The sequence below is a fragment of the Bradyrhizobium sp. CCGUVB4N genome (genome assembly GCF_024199945.1).
Classification (GTDB): domain Bacteria; phylum Pseudomonadota; class Alphaproteobacteria; order Rhizobiales; family Xanthobacteraceae; genus Bradyrhizobium.
Window position 1 is genome coordinate 7,201,803 of the sequence record NZ_JANADP010000001.1, and the last position, 16,915, is coordinate 7,218,717.

A 16,915-nucleotide genomic window follows, 5' to 3' on the forward strand; every position below is an offset into this window, starting at 1 on the left:
GGTTCGAGACGCCACTTCGTGGCTCCTCACCATGAGGGTCTGGGTTCGCATGGGAAGGACAACAAGAAAATGCCGCTCGCCGGGACAGGCATGCTGCTGACGTCGATGAACATCGACGCCGCAGATGAAGCCGATTTCAATCGCTGGTACGATCGCGAGCATCTGGAAGAACGCGTTGCGATCGAGGGCTTTCTGGAAGCGCGGCGCTACGTCGCGCACGCCGCCAATCCCAAATATCTCTCGCTGTATTCGACCGCGACGCTCGACGTGCTCGACAGTCCCGCCTACCGGACGCGCCTGGCCAACCAGACCGAATGGTCGCGGCGGACCATGGCGCATTTCATGAACATGCTGCGCGTGGTCGCGCGCATCACCATCAGCAAGGGCACCGGCCGCGGCGCTGCGCTCGGTCTGGTGCGGCTGCGCCCCACCGCCGACAATGCCGGGGCGTGGCGTGATGCACTGCAAGAAAAGCTGGTGCCGCAAGACCGCGAAGGCATCATCTCGATGCACCTGCTCGAGACCGAGCCGGAATTGTCGGGCGCGACCGGCGATATCCCAGCGGTGCGCAACGAAGGCGCACGCGACTGGTTCGTGCTGATCGACGGCACGCGTGTCGGCGCGGTCTCGGCGGTCATCGCCGAGCGCTTCACCGGACCAGCCGCCGCGCCCTTCCCGCTGCCCGTCTCCGTCGGCACCTACAGCCTGATGTGGGACCTCGCGAAGAGCGATATCGCGAGCAGCTGAAACATCATCCGCATCGCAATATATTGCACCGCCGCATTGGTCGCCCGCGCGGTGTTAATGCTGTGTGCGCGCAGCTCCCATGAAAGGCGGTGATCGCGAAAATTTGCCGTTGTACTTGGGAATGGTTCTAATAAGCTAACCCAATGACGTCATTCAGAAACCAGATCGCCGCGCGTTAAGCGTCGACAAGCTCAAAGAAAAGGCCGCCGGGTCTTTGAGCCTGCGCGGACGAGGGTAGGAATGAAACCGACCGATATCGCGGCCCCCGACTACTTTCACAAGGTAGTCGATTGTCAGTGGGCCTGTCCTGCGCACACCCCGGTTCCCGAATACATCCGATTGATCGCACAAGGCCGCTACAGCGACGCCTACATGATCAATTGGAAATCGAACGTGTTTCCCGGAATTCTGGGACGCACCTGCGATCGCCCATGCGAGCCGGCGTGCCGCCGCGGACGCGTCGAGGAAACGCCGGTGGCGATCTGCCGCCTCAAGCGCGTCGCCGCCGACTTCAAGGACGACATCAAGCAGCGCCTGCCGCACCCGACCGCGAAGAACGGCAAGCGCGTCGCGTTCGTCGGCGGCGGTCCCGCGTCGCTGACGGTGGCGCGCGATCTCGCGCCGCTCGGCTATCACTGCACCGTATTCGACGGTGATCCCGAAGCCGGCGGCATGATGCGGACGCAGATCCCGAAATTCCGCCTGCCCAATTCGGTCATCGACGAGGAGACCGGCTACATCCTCAACCTCGGCGTCGAGTTCAAAGGCGGCCATCGCATCGAGAGCATGAAGGCCCTGCTCGCCGAGAAGTACGACGCAATCTTCGTCGGCTCCGGCGCGCCGCGCGGCCGCGAGCTCGACATTCCCGGCCGAAAGGAAGCCGCGAGCAATATCCATATCGGCATCGACTGGCTGTCGTCCGTGTCGTTCGGCCACACCGACAAGATCGGCAAGCGCGTGATCGTGCTCGGCGGCGGCAACACCGCGATGGATTGCTGCCGCACCGCGCGCCGCCTCGGCGGCGAGAAAGTCACGGTGATCGTGCGTTCCGGCTTCGAGGAGATGAAAGCCTCGCCCTGGGAGAAGGAGGACGCGATCCACGAGGATATTCCGATCCTCAACTATATGGTGCCGGTGGAATTCAAGCATGTCGCCGGCAAACTCATCGGCGTCACCTTCCAGCACGTCAAAGCCGAGTTCGACGCAAAAGGCCGCCGCAATCTGGTGCCTTCGGGCGATCCCGATCAGACCATTCCCTGCGACGACGTGCTGGTCGCGGTCGGCCAGGAGAACGCTTTCCCCTGGATCGAGCCGGATTGCGGCATCGAGTTCGACAAATGGCACATGCCCAAGGTCGATCCGCAGACCTTCGTCTCGACCAACCCGAAGGTGTTCTTCGGCGGCGACGCCGCTTTCGGGCCGAAGAACATCATCTGGGCGGTGGCGCAGGGGCACGACGCCGCGCTGTCGATCCACAAGCTGCTGTCGGGCGAGGACATCACCGAACGTCCGCTGCCGGAGGTGCACGTCTCCTCGCAGAAGATGGGCATCCACGAATGGAGCTATGACAACGACATCTCCATCGACAAGCGCTTCAAGGTGCCGCATCGCGACAAGGTGATCGCGCTGAAGGACATCCGCACCGAGGTCGAGCTCGGCTACGACGTCAAGCTCGCGCTCGGCGAGGCGCATCGCTGCCTGAACTGCGACGTCCAGACCGTGTTCTCGACCTCGCTCTGCATCGAGTGCGATGCCTGCGCCGATATCTGCCCGATGGACTGCATCACCTTCACCAATAATGGCGAGGAAGACGATCTGCGCCATCGGCTGAAGGCGCCCTCGCCGCGTCCGGATCAGGACCTCTACGTGTCCTCCGACCTCAAGACCGGGCGCGTGATGGTCAAGGACGAGGACGTCTGCCTGCATTGCGGGCTGTGCGCCGAGCGTTGTCCCACCGGTGCCTGGGACATGCAGAAATATTTCATCGAGATGACTCACGCAGGTTCGACATGTCCGACAAAAAGCCGATCAGCAGCGTAAACGACTTCGTCGTCCGTTTCGCCAACGTCAACGGCTCGGGCTCGGCCAGCGCCAACGAGATGTTCGCGCGCGCGATCCTGCGCCATGGCGTGCCGGTGTCCCCGCGCAACATCTTCCCCTCCAACATCCAGGGCCTGCCGACCTGGTACGAGGTGCGTGTCACCGAAGCCGGCCATCTCGGCGCCCGCGGCGGCGTCGACATGATGGTGGCGATGAACCCGCAGACCTGGGACAAGGACGTCGCCGGCATCGAGCCCGGCGGCTACCTGTTCTACGATTCCACCAAGCCGATGCCGTCGACGAAATTCCGCGACGACATCACCGTGATCGGCGTGCCGCTGACCGCGATCACCAACTCGACCTACACCGATCCACGCCAGCGCCAGCTGTTCAAGAACATCATCTATCTCGGCGCGCTCTCGGCGCTGCTGGAGATGGACCCGAAGCTGATCGAGCAACTGATCGGCGAGCAGTACAAGGGCAAGGAGAAGCTCTTGTCCTCCAACGTCCATGCGCTGCATCTGGGCCGCGACTGGGCGCTGCAGAATTTGAAATGCCCGATCGGGCTGCGGGTGAAGAAGTCCGACAAGGTCGGTGACCGCATCTTCATCGAGGGCAACAGCGCCGCCGCCCTCGGCGCCGTCTATGGCGGCGCCACCGTGTGCGCCTGGTATCCGATCACGCCGTCCTCGTCGGTGGCGGAGGCCTTCACCGCCCACTGCAAGAAGTACCGGCACGACCCGGAAACGGGCAAGGCGAAATACGCGATCGTGCAGGGCGAGGACGAGCTCGCCTCGATCGGTATCGTCATCGGTGCCTCCTGGAATGGCGCCCGCGCCTTCACCGCCACCTCCGGCCCCGGCATCTCCTTGATGACCGAGTTCATCGGCCTCTCGTATTTTGCCGAGATCCCGGCCGTGATCATGAACATTCAACGCGCCGGCCCCTCCACGGGCATGCCGACCCGCACCCAGCAATGCGACATCATCGCCTGCGCCTATGCTTCGCATGGCGACACCAAGCACGTGCTGCTGTTCCCGGAAGATCCGGCCGAGGCCTTCGAGTTCGCGGCCGCCGCCTTCGATCTCGCCGAGCGGATCCAGACCACGATCTTCCTGATGCTCGATCTCGACATCGGCATGAACCACCGGCTCTGCCGGCCGCTGAAGTGGGACGATGCCAAGCAGTATGACCGCGGCAAGGTGATGACCGCGGAGATGCTGGAAGAAGGCCGCGACTTCGGCCGCTATCTCGACGTCGACGGCGACGGCATTCCCTACCGCACCTATCCCGGCACGCACCCGACCAAGGGCTCGTACTTCACCCGCGGCACGTCGCGTGACCGCTATGCGCGCTATTCCGAGGAAGGTTCGGTCTATGCCGACAACATGCAGCGGCTGGTACGCAAGTTCGAGACTGCGCAGGACCTCGTGCCGCGGCCGCTGCAAGCCAATGCGGAACGGCCGACCAAATACGGCGTGATCTATTTCGGTTCGACCTCGCCGGCGATGGACGAGGCAATCGGATTGCTGGAGGCGCGCGGACATCAGCTCGACCGCCTGCGCATCCGTGCCTTCCCGTTCCACTCGAGCGTGGCGAGCTTCCTCGCCGAGCACGACTTCGTCTATGTCGTCGAGCAGAACCGCGACAGCCAGCTCCGCCAGCTCATCGTCAACGAGAACGGCATCGATCCCGTTCGCCTCGTGCCGATCGTGCACTATGACGGCACCCCGATCACCGCCCGCTATATCGCAAAAGCCATTGGCGACCACCAGGATCACCTCAAGGTGACCCCGCTCCGCAAGGCCGTGTCATGACCTATATTGCCAAGCCGAAATTCTCTCACCCCGGGCTCAAGAAGAACGATCTCGGCTACACCCATCGCGACTACGAGGGCAAGATCTCGACGCTGTGCGCCGGTTGCGGCCACGATTCGATCACGGCCTCGATCATCGAGGCCTGCTACGAGCTCTCGATCGAGCCGCACCGGGTCGCCAAGATCTCCGGCATCGGCTGCTCATCGAAGACGCCGGACTACTTCCTTGGCAATTCGCACGGCTTCAACTCCGTGCACGGCCGCATGCCGTCGGTCTTGACCGGCGCCAACCTCGCCAATCGCGATCTAATTTATCTCGGCGTCTCCGGCGACGGCGACAGCGCCTCGATCGGCTTCGGCCAGTTCGCGCATTCGATCCGGCGCGGCGTCAACATGACCTATATCGTCGAGAACAACGGCGTCTACGGCCTGACCAAGGGCCAGTTCTCGGCCACCGCCGACCGCGGCTCGAAGTCGAAGAAGGGCGTGACCAACACCGACAACGCCATCGACCTGGTCGCAATCGCGCTGCAGCTCGGGGCCACCTTCGTGGCGCGCTCGTTCTCCGGCGACAAAACCCAGCTGGTGCCGCTGATCGCGGCCGCGATCGGCCACAAGGGCGCGTCCTTCATCGACGTCATCAGCCCCTGCATCGCCTTCAACAACCATGCCGGCTCGACCAAGAGCTTCGACTATGTCCGCGAACACAATGACGCCGTGAATCGGCTCGACGTGCTGGTCGGTCGCGATCCCATCGCGGTCGACTACGCACCGGGTACGGTGCAGGTGGTCGAGCAGCATGACGGCAGCAAGATCGCGCTGCGCAAGATCGACGCCGATTACGATCCGCATGACCGGTTGGGGGCTCAGACATTCCTCGCCCGGCACGCCGCCAAGGGCCAGATCGTCACCGGGCTGCTCTACGTCGATCCCGACGCGGAAGATCTGCACAGCCATCTCAACACGGTCGAGACCCCGCTCAACACGCTGGAAGCGGATACGCTGTGCCCGGGCTCGTCGGTGCTGGACAAGATCAACGCCAGCCTGCGTTGATCATTTGCCGCGCGGCTGCCTGACGCGGACGGTGATCTTGTCCGAGACGACGGGCGGGTCGAACGGATAGTGCTTCGCATCACCCAGCACCAGCTGCAGGGTGTGGGTCCCGGGCGGAAGCTCGAGAGTCGTTTCTGTCTGCCCTGCCCCGAAATGCAGATGCGACTTGTCCTGCGGGATCGGCTCCTTGGGATCGATGGGGTCGTTGACGTCGATCAGCAAATGATGGTGGCCGGCGTTCTGATAATCGTCGCCGGCATGCGTCACACCCATGTTGCGCAAGCCGAACCGGACCAGGAACGCGCCGCGCACCCTTTGCCCGTCATACGGGGTTATGAAATAGACCTTCGCGTCCTTTGGAGCGGCCTTGCCTTGCGAGAAGGCCATGCCCGGGAGCAATGCGAGCGCCGCCGACAGCGCAAAGCAGCGAAGGATCTTCATCAATCTACTCCGGCAGTTCAAGGACTGAGCGCCACGCGGAATCCATGCGTCGGGTAACGAACATTGGTATCGTAACCGTCGCGGTTGGACGGCCGCACGTATCTCGAATCGTTCTTCCAGGAGCCTGAGCGCAGCACGTGCGAGCTGCAGTCCCCACCGGTCCATGCCGAACCGTCATTGGGCGCGCCCTGATAGGTCCTGTGCCAGCAGTCCTCGACCCACTGGTCGACGCCGCCGCCCATGTCGTAGAGACCGAAAGGATTGGGCTTGAAGCTGCCGACCTTCGCCGGCTGCTCGGCCGCGGCATCACCGCAGTCCTTGCACCCGGCCATGCCCTGCTGGGGCTTGTCGCCCCACCAATACTTTGTCGACGTCCCGCCGCGCGCCGCATACTCCCATTCGGCCTCGCTTGCGAGCCGGTAAGGCTTCTTCGTCGTCTGCACGAGGAAGGCGGCATATTGCTGGGCGTCGGTCCAGCTCACATTGGTGACGGGCGCATCGTCCTTGCCGATGGCCGTGAATCCGCACGCCTTGGCGGCGGCGCATTCGTTCCATTCCTGCACCGTCACCGGATATTTTCCGATCGAGAACGGCTTGACCGTGCCCTGGTGGACAGGACGTTCGGTCGGATCATCGTTGCTTCCCATCGCAAAGCTGCCGCCGCGAATGGCGATCATCTCGGGCTCACGAACCGGTGCCGCCGTCGGTTGAACGGGCGATGGAGTGGGCGACGGAGGCGCCGATGCCAGTGAGGGAGACGGTTGCGGCGTCGGCGTCACCGCCTCGCGCGGTGACGCCTGCGGGATCGGCGATGCGGCCGGAGAGGCGGTTGGAGACGCGGTCGGCACGGCGGCCTGCTCGCCGACCCTGTGTTGCGGCTGCGCCAGCAGATACCAGAGCACGCCAGCGGCAATGACCAGCAGCGTGATGCCCAGGAGAAAGATCAGGGTGTTCTCGCGCCGGCCGCGCGCGGTGCCGACCGAATCCGCGTCCGGCAGAACGCGATAGACGCGCACGGGATCGGTGATGTTCTTGACCTTGCGATCCCCGAGCGACTCATAGCCGCACACGACCTTGTGCTTGATCTGCTCGTAGATCGCGCCGGAGATGTAGACCTGACCGGGCTCGGCAATGCCCTCGATGCGTGTGGCGATGTTGACGCCATCGCCGTAGACGTCGTCCGGCTCAACAATGACATCACCGAGATTGACGCCAATTCGGTATTCGATCCGGGATTCCTTCGGAATCGAGGCGTTGCGGCCGACGAGATTCTGCTGGATCACGATGCTGCATCGAACGGCCTCGACGGGGCTGTCGAAAATGGCGATGAATCCATCGCCCGTGGTCTTCACCAGACTTCCATGATGCTCGACGATGCTGGGTTCGATGAGGTCCCGCTCGATCCGCTTGACGCGGACATGCGTGCCTTCCTCGTCTGCCTGCATCAGGCGACTGTAGGATGCGATGTCGCCGACAATGATCGCTGCGAGACGACGAGGCATTCCGCCGTGCGGAGGAGGCTCGTTCTGATTCCCGGATCTGAAATTGCGAATTTCGCCCATTGCGGGGGACTCCACAAACCTACAAGAGGCGGCCCCAGCCTACGACTTCTAAAAATAATTGCGTGTGAACGCTATCACATTAGCGAACCGGAACAACGTCGAAGGAATCGCCGGTAGCGAGTTCCAGAGAGCAGGGACTTGTTGGTTGTCTGAACCTTCCTGGCCCACCCTGCGACTAAGGCAGCACGCGGAGCATCCATCTCAACCATGTGGAGGCCGGCGGCGGACAACATCAACGTCAGGCTGCGCCAGTGCTCAACCTCTCCCGCTTGCGAGCGAGGTTGAGTGCACCGCCCCGGCAGCAATCAGGCCTGACCTCTAGCCGACAGGCTCCGGCGCGGGCACAGCTTCCGGCACGGGCTGGTCCGCAGGGACCGGTCGTCCGGCGCCCCAATATTGCTTGCAGGTCTCGAGCAATGTTTCGGTGTCCATGGTCAGGCCACCCGCATTGACGATCACGCTGTCAGTGCCAAGCGCCTTGTTCAGCAGCGACAGCGCCTGCGTCGCAAATCCTCCGGAGAACCGCTGGGCGATGAGGGGATCGACCTTGAGCACCACGAATTTCTGCGCGCGCTGCTCCCAGAGGAACACCTTCCGCACCGCACTCCAGGCGATGGTCTCGCCGGCGAGCCTGGTGTCGCGGATGCCGACACGGCTGAGGAAGACCACCGGTTGCCTCGCTGTGATCAGCCTCCAGAGCATCCTGCAAGTGGCAAGGCCGAAAAACACCGCGCCGATATAGCAGATGGCGACCTGGGGCGTGGTGCTGTTCTGGCCTTGCTGCCAGTTGAATGCGAGCCCGGCACAGAGCAGCGTCAGCAGCAGGCTGCCGCCGAAAACCATCAGCAGCCGGGCCCGCGAATAGCCGATCGCGAGATTGGGCAAGTTCTGACTTTCGGACATTTCGATCGCCTCCAGCCATTTGCAACAACCGGGGGTCAATCCGCACCCCTCCCTTGCAAGGGTTAAGCCTGGAACCTTGCGCGAGGCTGCCCGCAGCAGGCGCAGTTGAACGCACCCTGTTCGGCTCGCGACTAACGGCCAGTTGGCCCTCGCCGCGCGATGCGGGCCGTCCATGGCTGAAGCCCCGGTGTCATCATGAAGCTTGCCCTCATCCTTCCGCTGGCCTTTGTCGCCTTCATCGGCGTCGCCCGGGCCGAGGGGGCCGACGACTTTCGCGAGGCCACCCCGGCTGAGACCGAAACCTTCAATGCGCGCATGTATGCGGGCACACCCGGCAAAACGGCCTATGCCTGCTTTGTCCGCCGCTACGATGCCGAGCATCTGGCGCAGCATCCGAAGCAGAAGGTTGCGTCGATGAAGCTGCTGGTGTCGGCGGAGACCTTTGAGGCGGACGAGCAGCTCCACAACTCGTTCCGGATTGGCTTCCGGTACCGCCACCGCAGCGGCGATTTCGACTCCAGCGGCTCCTGTCACCACACCGTGCTCACCAAGGACGGCAGCGAGGTGCGCCTCGGCTGCGGCGTCGATTGCGAGGGCGGCGGCCTCGGCATCGCGCTGTCGAAGGACGACAAATCAGCCATCGTGCGGCTCGAAAGCATCAGGATCTGGCAGCACAACAAGGCGACTGAAGACGACGACAACCGCACCCTGGTCGCCGGCAGCGATGACGGGATTTTCCGCCTCGAGCGGACCGACAACAGCGAGTGCGCTGCGCTCGCATACGACCGCAAGGAACTCGCCGCGCTCCGCCACAAATGATATGCCTCCGGCAAAGTAGTGGGAGATCGTCATGAACCGCCGGAACATCTTGTGGAGCACCGTCTCGGCGCTGGGCGCAGCGTTTGCCGCGTCGCGCGCCAAGGCTGATGATAAGGCTGCTGAAAAAGCTACGACTGAACCCGCCAAGTCGGACAAGCTGAAGGTCGTCTATCACCTCGCCGACGCCGACAAGGTCAATTTCGTGCTCGGCAACATCCAGAACCATATCGACGGCGTCGGCGGCCCCGACCATGTCACGATTGCCCTTGTCATCCACGGGCCGGCACTGAAGGCTTTCCACTGGGCGCAGGCCAATCCTGACGTCAGCAGGCGGGTCGGCAATTTTGCGAAGGACGGCGTCGAGCTCGCCGCCTGCGGAAACACCATGAAGGCGCAGAACATCACGCTGACGGATCTGCTGCCGGGCTTCGTGAGTGCGGAAAAGGGCGGCGTGGTTCGGTTGGCCGAGCTGCAGTCGCAGGGGTATCTGTATCTGAGGCCGTGAGGCGCGAGGCCGCGCCCTCCGTCAATCCCGCTTGACTTATCCATAACTCTACGGTTATGAATTAATCCATAACCCACGAGTTATGGATTCCCGCATGTCCGCCGCCCACGATCTCCTGTTCCGGACGCTCGCCGACCCGACGCGGCGAGCGATCTTCGAGCGGCTCTGCCGCGAGGGCGAGCAGACGGTCGGGGCACTGACGGCGCGATCGGGCGTTTCCCAGCCCGCGGTCTCAAAGCATCTCGGCGCGTTGAAGCAGGCGGGCCTGGTGCGCGATCGCCATGAAGGACGCCAGACCCATTACAGCGCGCAGCCCGGCGCGCTCAATCCGCTGATCGACTGGACCAGCCAGATGGCGGGCTTCTGGCAGAACCGGCTCGATGCGCTCGACGATTTGCTGAAGAGGATGGACCAATGACCGAGGCTGCGACCGAAACACGTTCCGTGGTGATCGAGCGGGAATTCGCTTATCCGCCGGAGCGGCTGTGGCGCGCGCTGACGCAGCCGCATCTGATCGAGGAATGGCTGATGAAGAACGACTTCAAGCCGACGGTCGGTCATCGCTTCAATCTGCGCGGCGAATGGGGCGGCGTGCTGGATTGCGAGGTGCTCGCCATCGAGCCGCAGCGTTCTCTCGCCTACACCTGGAATTTCACCCATGAGGACGCCGCCTACGACCTCAAAAGCGTGGTGACCTTCACGCTCACCCCGCAAGGCGCGGGCACGCATCTGCGCGTCGAGCAGGCGGGCTTCCGCCCCAGCCAGAAGCAGGCCTATGGCGGCGCGCATGCCGGCTGGAAGCAATTTTTCGCCAAGCTGGACGAATTGCTGGCGCGGGCCGAATAGCCCCGCGTCCATTTCCAACATTCTCACAGGAGACCTCAATGCGTTCGAACATGTGGATTCGACAAATCCATCGCTGGCTGTCGCTTGCCTTCACGCTTGCCGTGATCGCCAACATCGTTGCGCTGACCATGCAGGTTCAGGCGACGTGGATCGGTTTGCTGGCCTTCGTGCCGCTGATTCCGTTGCTCGCGACCGGGCTTTACCTGTTCGCGCTGCCCTATCTTGGCCGTCGCAGCGAGGCGCAGTCATGAAAAAGGCGGTGGCCGCAAAGAAAACCAGCGCAAAGGACGCAGGCGGACCGTCACCCTCGGGGATGATCGACGGCCGGATCAAGGAGCTCGGCGACTGGCGCGGCCAAATGCTGGCGCGGATCCGCGGCCTGATTAGGGAAGCCGATCCTGACGTGGTCGAGGAATGGAAATGGCGCGGCGTTCCCGTGTGGGAGCACGACGGCATCATCTGCACCGGCGAGACCTACAAGGCCGTCGTGAAGCTGACCTTTGCCAGAGGCGCGGCGCTGGATGATCCGGCCGGCCTGTTCAACTCCAGCCTCGACGGCAATGTGCGGCGCGCCATCGATATTGGCGAGGGCGCTGACATCAACGAGAAGGCGTTGAAAGCGCTGATCCGCGCGGCCGTGGAGCTGAACGCGTCGAAGAAGAAGCCTGCGAAGAAGCGACCGGCGTAGCCGGAGCAAGCGCCTCGTCCTTCGAGACGACCGCTCCGCGGTCTCCTCAGGATGAGGCTCATCAGCATCTCCGCTGTCGAAACAGTTGCCACCCACTCCGTCCTCATCCTCAGGGCCCGCCAAAGGCGGGCTTCTCGAAGGATGGGCCGCGGGCGAGCTATCGGCCAGGAGTTGCGGCGGCGTTACGCCACTGCCGCCGCGATCGGGCGCGGGCTCACGACATATTCGCGCAGCACCTTGTCGCTGGCATCGACCTCGATCAGCGCGACGTCGTAGGTCCAGAGATCGGCCAGATGCTGCAGCACCCGCTTGGCATCGGTCTCGTTGAGCTGCGAGCCCTTGATGACGCGATGATGCAGGATCAGCCGGCGGTCACCGGAGAGGTCGACATCCACCACCTCGATGTTGGCGTCGATGTAGCCGACGTCGTGCTGGCGGGCCAGCTCGCGGCGGACGCGGCGGAAACCGCGCTCGTCGTGGATGGCGTCGACGCGGATGCCGGCGCGCTCCTCGGGATCGTCGTGCAGGTGGAACATGCGGAATTGCCGCATCAACTTCGGGCTCAGGAACTGCCCGATGAAGCTTTCGTCGCGGTAATTGGCCCAGACGTCGCGCAGCACGCCCATCACGTCGTTCTTGCCGGCGATGTCAGGGAACCATTCGCGGTCCTCGTCCGAAGGACTGGTGACGATGCGCTCGATGTCCTGCATCATGGCAAAGCCGAGCGCATAGGGATTGAAGCCGGAGAAACGCTGATCGTCGAATTCGGGCTGGAACACCACATTGGTGTGCGATCCCAAAAATTCGAGGAAATTGCCGTCGGTGATGCGGCCCTGCTGATGCAGCTGGGTCATGATGCGATAGTGGACGTAGGTCGCCGTCCCCTCGTTCATCACCTTGGTCTGGCTCTGCGGATAGAAATATTGGGCGATGTGGCGGACGATGCGCAAGAGCTCGCGCTGCCAGGGCGCCAGGCGCGGCGCGCTCTTCTCCAGGAAGTAGAGCAGGTTTTCCTGCGGCAGGCCGAGCAGCTTGCGACGCCGTTCGAGCGAGATCGCGGTCCGAGCCTTCGACGCGCCCTTGGGCACGGTGCGCCAGAGGTCGTTGAAGACTTCCTCCTCGTGCTGGCGGCGGCGCCCTGCCCGCTTCTCCTCCTCCCGCAGATCCAGCTGCTTCTTGCCGGGATAGCGATCGATGCCATGCGACATCAGCGCATGCGCGGCATCCAGCGTGCGCTCGACCTCGGTGCGGCCGTAGCGCTCCTCGCACTGCATGACGTAGTTCTTGGCGAAATCCAGGTAGTCGAGAATGCCCTCCGCATCGGTCCACTGCTTGAACAGGTAATTGTTCTTGAAGAAGTGGTTATGGCCGAAGGCCGCGTGCGCGATCACCAGCGTCTGCATCGTCGCCGTGTTCTCCTCCATGAGGTAGGAGATACAGGGCGAGGAGTTGATCACGATCTCATAGGCGAGGCCCATCAGGCCCTTGCGGTAGGACGCCTCGTGGTATGCGAAGTGCTTGCCGAACGACCAGTGCTTGTAGAACAGCGGCATGCCGACGGACGAATAGGCATCCAGCATCTGCTCGGCCGTGATGACCTCGATCTGGTTCGGGTAGACGTCGAGCCCGAGATCCTTCAACGCCACCTCCTCGCAGGCATCGGTGATGCGCTGCAAGGTGTGAAAATCCCAATCGGCGCCTTCGAACAAGCGTTCCGTCATTGAGCGGCTTTCTCCTGAGCAGTATCGCGGCGCTGGAACAGATCGTGGAACACCGGAAAGATCTCGCTGCGCTCGCTGACCTTGCGCATCGAGAGCGGTGCGCCGGAGTTGCGCAGGCGCTCGTAGAGGGTCCAGAGCGAGGAATCGGAGAGATCGAAGGCGCTACCGCCGGCTTCCCCGACCTCGAGATAGGCGAAGAACTGGCAGACCGGGAGAATCTTCTCGGTCAGCAGCAGGCCGGTGAGCTCGCCGTCGGAATAGGAATTGTCGCCGTCGGAAGCCTGGGCGGCATAGATGTTCCAGTCCGCCGGGCTGAAGCGTTCGCGCACGATCTCGTGCATCGCCTGCAGCGCGCTGGAGACCAGCGTACCGCCGGAGGCCGGGCCGTAGAAGAAGGTCTGCTCGTCGACCTCCTCGGCGCGGTCGGTGTGGCGGATGAAGACGATCTCGACATGCTTGTAGCGCCGCTTCAGGAACACGTAGAGCAGCATGTAGAAGCGCTTTGCCAGATCCTTCATGTGCTCCGACATCGAGCCGGAGACGTCCATCAGGCAGAACATCACGGCCTGCGCCACCGGCCGCGGCACCTTCTCGTAGCGGCGGTAGCGGATGTCGAGCGGATCGATGAAGGGAATGCGCTTGGTCTTCGCCTTCAGCTTTTCGAGCCGGGCCACGAGCTCCGCGCGCTCGTCCTCGTCGGTCGACGCGGCGATCTCGGCTTCCAGCGCTTCGATCTCCTCCTTGCTGGGACGCCTGAGCGCGATGCGGCGGGCGAGCGCGAGCTTGACGGTGCGGCTGACCGAGATGTTGGCGGGTGACCCTGACGTGGTGTAGCCGGCGCGCTGGATGCCTTCGCTCTCGGTCTGCGCGATCTTGCGCTTGGCAAGATCCGGCAGCTCGAGATCGTCGAGGAAGAGATCGACGAACTCGTCGCGGCTCAGCACGAAGCGGAAGGCGTCTTCGCTGTCGCCTTCGCCGGGGCCGGAATCCTTGGCGCTGCCCTGGCCGGAGCGCTGCAGATAGTCACCCTCGATGAACTTCTTGTTGCCGGGCAGCACCATGTCGCGCGTCCCGCCTTCACGGCGGAACCGCGGCTCGTGCATGCCGTCCAGCGGGATCGTGACCTCACCACCCTCCAGGACGTCCTTGATGTCGCGTTCCTGCGAGGTCTTCTTGACGGCGCCCTGCACCAGGGATTTGGCCCGACGCAAGAACCGCTGGCGGTTCTCAAGACTCTTGCCGCCTGGATTCAGGCGCCTGTCAATAATGTGAATGGCCACTTTCTCATCCGCCTCAACCGGCTTGCTTCACACGCATGTACCACTCGACCAGTCGGCGAACCTGACGCTCGGTGTAGCCGCGCTCCACCATGCGTGCGACGAACTCGCCGTGCTTCTTCTCCGTCTCGCCATCCTTCTTCGAACCGAACGAGATGACCGGAAGCAGGTCCTCGACCTGAGAGAATATCCGCTTTTCGATCACATCGCGAATCTTCTCGTAGGAGGTCCAGGTCGGGTTCTTGCCGCCGTTCTGCGCCCGGGACCGTAACGAGAATTTGACGACCTCGTTGCGGAAATCCTTGGGGTTGGCGATGCCCGCCGGCTTCTCGATTTTCGTCAGTTCCTGGTTCAACAATTCGCGATCAAGCAGCTGGCCGGTGTCGGGATCCTTAAAGTCCTGGTCCTCGATCCATGCATCCGCATAGTCGACATAGCGGTCGAACAGGTTCTGGCCGTAGTCCGAGTAGGATTCGAGATACGCCTTCTGGATCTCGTTACCGATGAACTCGGCGTAGCGCGGCGCAAGGTCCGCCTTGATGAATTCGAGATAGCGCTTCTCGACTTCCTCGGGCAACTGCTCCCGGCGGATCGACTGCTCCAGCGCGTACATCAGGTGCACGGCGTCGGCGGCGACTTCCTGCGGATCGTGGTTGAAGGTCGCAGCCAGGATCTTGAAGGCGAAGCGGGTGGAGACGCCGTCCATGCCTTCGTCGACGCCGGCAGCATCGCGATATTCCTGGACGCTGCGCGCCTTCGGATCGGATTCCTTCAGGCTCTCGCCGTCATAGACCCGCATCTTGCCGAACAGCGTGGAGTTCTCGTGCTTGCGCAGACGCGACATCACCGAAAACCGCGCCAGCGTTTCCAGGGTCGATGGCGCGCAAGGTGCGGCCGCGAGCTCGGAGCCCTGGATCAGCTTCTCGTAGATCTTCTGCTCCTCGGTGACCCTCAGGCAGTACGGCACCTTGATGACGCAGATGCGGTCGATGAAGGCTTCGTTGTTCTTGTTCGACTTGAAGCTCGCCCACTCCGCTTCGTTGGAGTGCGCGAGGATCACGCCGGTGAACGGGATCGCGCCGATATTCTCGGTGCCGATATAGTTGCCTTCCTGCGTTGCGGTCAGCAACGGGTGCAGCATCTTGATCGGCGCCTTAAACATTTCGACGAACTCGAGCACGCCCTGATTGGCGCGATTGAGGCCGCCGGAATAGCTGTAGGCGTCGGGATCGTTCTGCGCATAGGTTTCGAGCTTGCGGATATCGACCTTGCCGACCAGCGAGGAGATGTCCTGGTTGTTCTCGTCACCGGGCTCGGTCTTGGACACTGCGATCTGGCGCAGCCGCGAGGGCTGGATCTTGGCGACGCGGAATTGCGAGATGTCGCCGCCGAAGGCTTCCAGCCGCTTGTAGCACCACGGGCTCATCAGGCCGGTGAGGCGCCGGCGCGGAATGCCGTACTTCTCTTCCAGCATCGGCCCGAGGTTATCCGGATCGAACAGGCTGAGCGGGCTCTCGAACACCGGCGAGAGTTCATCGCCGGCCTTGAGCACGTAGATCGGATGCACTTCCATCAGCGACTTCAGCCGCTCGGCGAGCGAGGATTTGCCGCCACCGACCGGTCCGAGCAGATAGAGGATCTGCTTGCGCTCTTCGAGACCTTGCGCCGCATGTCGGAAGAAACCGACGATGCGCTCGATGGTTTCTTCCATGCCGTAGAAGCCGGCGAAGGCCGGATAGGTACGGATGGTGCGGTTCAAAAAAATACGGCCAAGGCGTGGGTCCTTGGCCGTGTCAATCGTCTGAGGGTCGCCGATCGCCGCTAGTAACCGTTCGGCCGCGTTCGCGTATTTCATGGGATCGCTTCGACACGATTCCAGATATTCCGCCATCGACATGTCGTGCTGGCTTCTCGCCTCGAACGACCGAGCGAAAGCGTTGAATAGAGAATCGTTGTACATGATCCCTCTCCGCGTGAGTTCCGCTACAAGCTGAAACGAAAGCAGTTACTGGACCGTTCCTCAGGCCGCTTTTCGAATCAGCGTGAGCACATGACGTTCATTGGACACCCGGGTGCCGACACGACGCAATGTACAAGGTAGGCACTCGCTGAATTACGAACAGGCACTTGCCTGTAATTTGTGCGAATCTCTATCTATCTTCGCTCTTTTCCAAAAAATGTCACTCGCTCGCCACATCCGGGCAATACCGGGGCTGAGTCCCCTCCGGCACTGCAACATGACGATCTGCGAGCGGCGAACTTATGACGCTCGCAGGGCGATGCTTTGCGCGCCGCGTTCATCTTCCCTGCTGCAATGCTTCCCCTGCTGCAATGCGATGCGTGGACTGCATGCAGCATGAATGTCGCGGCAAGCGCGCAGCGTTGTATCAAAATCGGTCGCCAAACCCTCCGAAGGGATAACGTCGTTCTGCGTGGCGGCACGGATGCAGACGAGCTGCCGCGCCTGACTTGAACGCAAAGCTTGGACGAGGCCGCG

The 16,915-nt window shown here is 62.8% G+C and carries 16 protein-coding genes; 10 read left to right on the forward strand and 6 right to left on the reverse strand.

Going from position 1 to position 16,915, the window contains the following annotated elements; genetic code table 11:
- The first annotated feature begins 69 nt into the window (after nucleotides 1-69).
- The 4 genes from NLM31_RS33440 (at nucleotide 70) to NLM31_RS33455 (ending at nucleotide 5,656) form a co-directional block, all read left to right on the forward strand.
- Complete coding sequence (locus NLM31_RS33440; RefSeq protein ID WP_254195025.1) at nucleotides 70-747, forward strand: DUF4286 family protein; 678 nt, start codon at nucleotides 70-72, stop codon at nucleotides 745-747.
- 240 nt (nucleotides 748-987) lie between these two features.
- Nucleotides 988-2,787 carry an FAD-dependent oxidoreductase gene (locus NLM31_RS33445; RefSeq protein WP_254195026.1) on the forward strand — a complete coding sequence of 600 codons (1,800 nt, stop codon included), beginning with the start codon at nucleotides 988-990 and terminating at the stop codon, nucleotides 2,785-2,787.
- Complete coding sequence (locus tag NLM31_RS33450) at nucleotides 2,757-4,604, forward strand: 2-oxoacid:acceptor oxidoreductase subunit alpha (RefSeq protein ID WP_254133536.1); 1,848 nt, start codon at nucleotides 2,757-2,759, stop codon at nucleotides 4,602-4,604. Before NLM31_RS33445 ends, NLM31_RS33450 begins: the two co-directional genes overlap by 31 nt.
- Nucleotides 4,601-5,656, forward strand: a complete 1,056-nt coding sequence (locus tag NLM31_RS33455; protein WP_254195027.1) for a 2-oxoacid:ferredoxin oxidoreductase subunit beta — start codon at nucleotides 4,601-4,603, stop codon at nucleotides 5,654-5,656. Before NLM31_RS33450 ends, NLM31_RS33455 begins: the two co-directional genes overlap by 4 nt.
- Here the strand turns inward: NLM31_RS33455 and NLM31_RS33460 are convergent, their stop codons facing one another.
- The 3 genes from NLM31_RS33460 to NLM31_RS33470 all read right to left on the reverse strand — a co-directional run bounded on the left by NLM31_RS33460 (nucleotide 5,657) and on the right by NLM31_RS33470 (nucleotide 8,562).
- The gene (locus tag NLM31_RS33460; RefSeq protein WP_254133538.1) at nucleotides 5,657-6,097 is read right to left on the reverse strand and encodes a DUF4399 domain-containing protein; all 441 of its coding nucleotides are present in this window, start codon (nucleotides 6,095-6,097) and stop codon (nucleotides 5,657-5,659) included.
- 17 nt (nucleotides 6,098-6,114) lie between these two features.
- Nucleotides 6,115-7,659, reverse strand: a complete 1,545-nt coding sequence (locus NLM31_RS33465; RefSeq protein WP_254195028.1) for an SUMF1/EgtB/PvdO family nonheme iron enzyme — start codon at nucleotides 7,657-7,659, stop codon at nucleotides 6,115-6,117.
- Nucleotides 7,660-7,977: 318 nt separating this feature from the next.
- Nucleotides 7,978-8,562, reverse strand: a complete 585-nt coding sequence (locus NLM31_RS33470; protein ID WP_254133540.1) for an STM3941 family protein — start codon at nucleotides 8,560-8,562, stop codon at nucleotides 7,978-7,980.
- 195 nt (nucleotides 8,563-8,757) lie between these two features.
- Between NLM31_RS33470 and NLM31_RS33475 the strand changes: the two genes are divergently transcribed.
- The 6 genes from NLM31_RS33475 (at nucleotide 8,758) to NLM31_RS33500 (ending at nucleotide 11,420) form a co-directional block, all read left to right on the forward strand.
- Nucleotides 8,758-9,381: a hypothetical protein gene (locus tag NLM31_RS33475; protein ID WP_254195029.1), complete on the forward strand. Its 624-nt coding sequence runs from the start codon at nucleotides 8,758-8,760 to the stop codon at nucleotides 9,379-9,381.
- A 31-nt stretch (nucleotides 9,382-9,412) separates the two neighbouring features.
- On the forward strand, nucleotides 9,413-9,886 hold the full coding sequence (locus tag NLM31_RS33480) for a DsrE family protein (RefSeq protein WP_254195030.1): 474 nt from the start codon (nucleotides 9,413-9,415) through the stop codon (nucleotides 9,884-9,886).
- Between the two features lie 94 nt (nucleotides 9,887-9,980).
- Nucleotides 9,981-10,304, forward strand: a complete 324-nt coding sequence (locus NLM31_RS33485; protein ID WP_074120355.1) for a helix-turn-helix transcriptional regulator — start codon at nucleotides 9,981-9,983, stop codon at nucleotides 10,302-10,304.
- On the forward strand, nucleotides 10,301-10,732 hold the full coding sequence (locus NLM31_RS33490) for an SRPBCC domain-containing protein (RefSeq protein ID WP_254195031.1): 432 nt from the start codon (nucleotides 10,301-10,303) through the stop codon (nucleotides 10,730-10,732). Before NLM31_RS33485 ends, NLM31_RS33490 begins: the two co-directional genes overlap by 4 nt.
- Nucleotides 10,733-10,770: 38 nt before the next feature.
- Complete coding sequence (locus tag NLM31_RS33495) at nucleotides 10,771-10,983, forward strand: hypothetical protein (protein ID WP_254195032.1); 213 nt, start codon at nucleotides 10,771-10,773, stop codon at nucleotides 10,981-10,983.
- Complete coding sequence (locus NLM31_RS33500) at nucleotides 10,980-11,420, forward strand: DUF1801 domain-containing protein (RefSeq protein WP_254195033.1); 441 nt, start codon at nucleotides 10,980-10,982, stop codon at nucleotides 11,418-11,420. Before NLM31_RS33495 ends, NLM31_RS33500 begins: the two co-directional genes overlap by 4 nt.
- Nucleotides 11,421-11,602: 182 nt before the next feature.
- Here the strand turns inward: NLM31_RS33500 and NLM31_RS33505 are convergent, their stop codons facing one another.
- Genes NLM31_RS33505 through NLM31_RS33515 form a run of 3 tightly spaced genes read right to left on the reverse strand, consistent with a single transcriptional unit; the run spans nucleotide 11,603 to nucleotide 16,378 of the window.
- Nucleotides 11,603-13,141 (reverse strand): SpoVR family protein, encoded by a 1,539-nt coding sequence (locus NLM31_RS33505; protein ID WP_254133546.1) that lies wholly within the window; start codon nucleotides 13,139-13,141, stop codon nucleotides 11,603-11,605.
- Complete coding sequence (locus NLM31_RS33510; protein ID WP_254135509.1) at nucleotides 13,138-14,415, reverse strand: YeaH/YhbH family protein; 1,278 nt, start codon at nucleotides 14,413-14,415, stop codon at nucleotides 13,138-13,140. The genes NLM31_RS33505 and NLM31_RS33510 overlap by 4 nt, the downstream gene beginning before the upstream one ends.
- Nucleotides 14,416-14,434: 19 nt before the next feature.
- Nucleotides 14,435-16,378 carry a PrkA family serine protein kinase gene (locus NLM31_RS33515; RefSeq protein ID WP_254133547.1) on the reverse strand — a complete coding sequence of 648 codons (1,944 nt, stop codon included), beginning with the start codon at nucleotides 16,376-16,378 and terminating at the stop codon, nucleotides 14,435-14,437.
- Between the last annotated feature and the right edge of the window lie 537 nt (nucleotides 16,379-16,915).

Excerpts from the sequence above, each read along its gene's own strand:
- NLM31_RS33440 (WP_254195025.1), top strand. The coding sequence starts at position 70 with ATGCCGCTCGCCGGGACAGGCATGCTGCTGACGTCGATGAACATCGAC.
- NLM31_RS33445 (WP_254195026.1), top strand. The coding sequence starts at position 988 with ATGAAACCGACCGATATCGCGGCCCCCGACTACTTTCACAAGGTAGTC.
- NLM31_RS33450 (WP_254133536.1), top strand. The coding sequence starts at position 2,757 with ATGTCCGACAAAAAGCCGATCAGCAGCGTAAACGACTTCGTCGTCCGT.
- NLM31_RS33455 (WP_254195027.1), top strand. The coding sequence starts at position 4,601 with ATGACCTATATTGCCAAGCCGAAATTCTCTCACCCCGGGCTCAAGAAG.
- NLM31_RS33460 (WP_254133538.1), bottom strand. The coding sequence starts at position 6,097 with ATGAAGATCCTTCGCTGCTTTGCGCTGTCGGCGGCGCTCGCATTGCTC.
- NLM31_RS33465 (WP_254195028.1), bottom strand. The coding sequence starts at position 7,659 with ATGGGCGAAATTCGCAATTTCAGATCCGGGAATCAGAACGAGCCTCCT.
- NLM31_RS33470 (WP_254133540.1), bottom strand. The coding sequence starts at position 8,562 with ATGTCCGAAAGTCAGAACTTGCCCAATCTCGCGATCGGCTATTCGCGG.
- NLM31_RS33475 (WP_254195029.1), top strand. The coding sequence starts at position 8,758 with ATGAAGCTTGCCCTCATCCTTCCGCTGGCCTTTGTCGCCTTCATCGGC.
- NLM31_RS33480 (WP_254195030.1), top strand. The coding sequence starts at position 9,413 with ATGAACCGCCGGAACATCTTGTGGAGCACCGTCTCGGCGCTGGGCGCA.
- NLM31_RS33485 (WP_074120355.1), top strand. The coding sequence starts at position 9,981 with ATGTCCGCCGCCCACGATCTCCTGTTCCGGACGCTCGCCGACCCGACG.
- NLM31_RS33490 (WP_254195031.1), top strand. The coding sequence starts at position 10,301 with ATGACCGAGGCTGCGACCGAAACACGTTCCGTGGTGATCGAGCGGGAA.
- NLM31_RS33495 (WP_254195032.1), top strand. The coding sequence starts at position 10,771 with ATGCGTTCGAACATGTGGATTCGACAAATCCATCGCTGGCTGTCGCTT.
- NLM31_RS33500 (WP_254195033.1), top strand. The coding sequence starts at position 10,980 with ATGAAAAAGGCGGTGGCCGCAAAGAAAACCAGCGCAAAGGACGCAGGC.
- NLM31_RS33505 (WP_254133546.1), bottom strand. The coding sequence starts at position 13,141 with ATGACGGAACGCTTGTTCGAAGGCGCCGATTGGGATTTTCACACCTTG.
- NLM31_RS33515 (WP_254133547.1), bottom strand. The coding sequence starts at position 16,378 with ATGTACAACGATTCTCTATTCAACGCTTTCGCTCGGTCGTTCGAGGCG.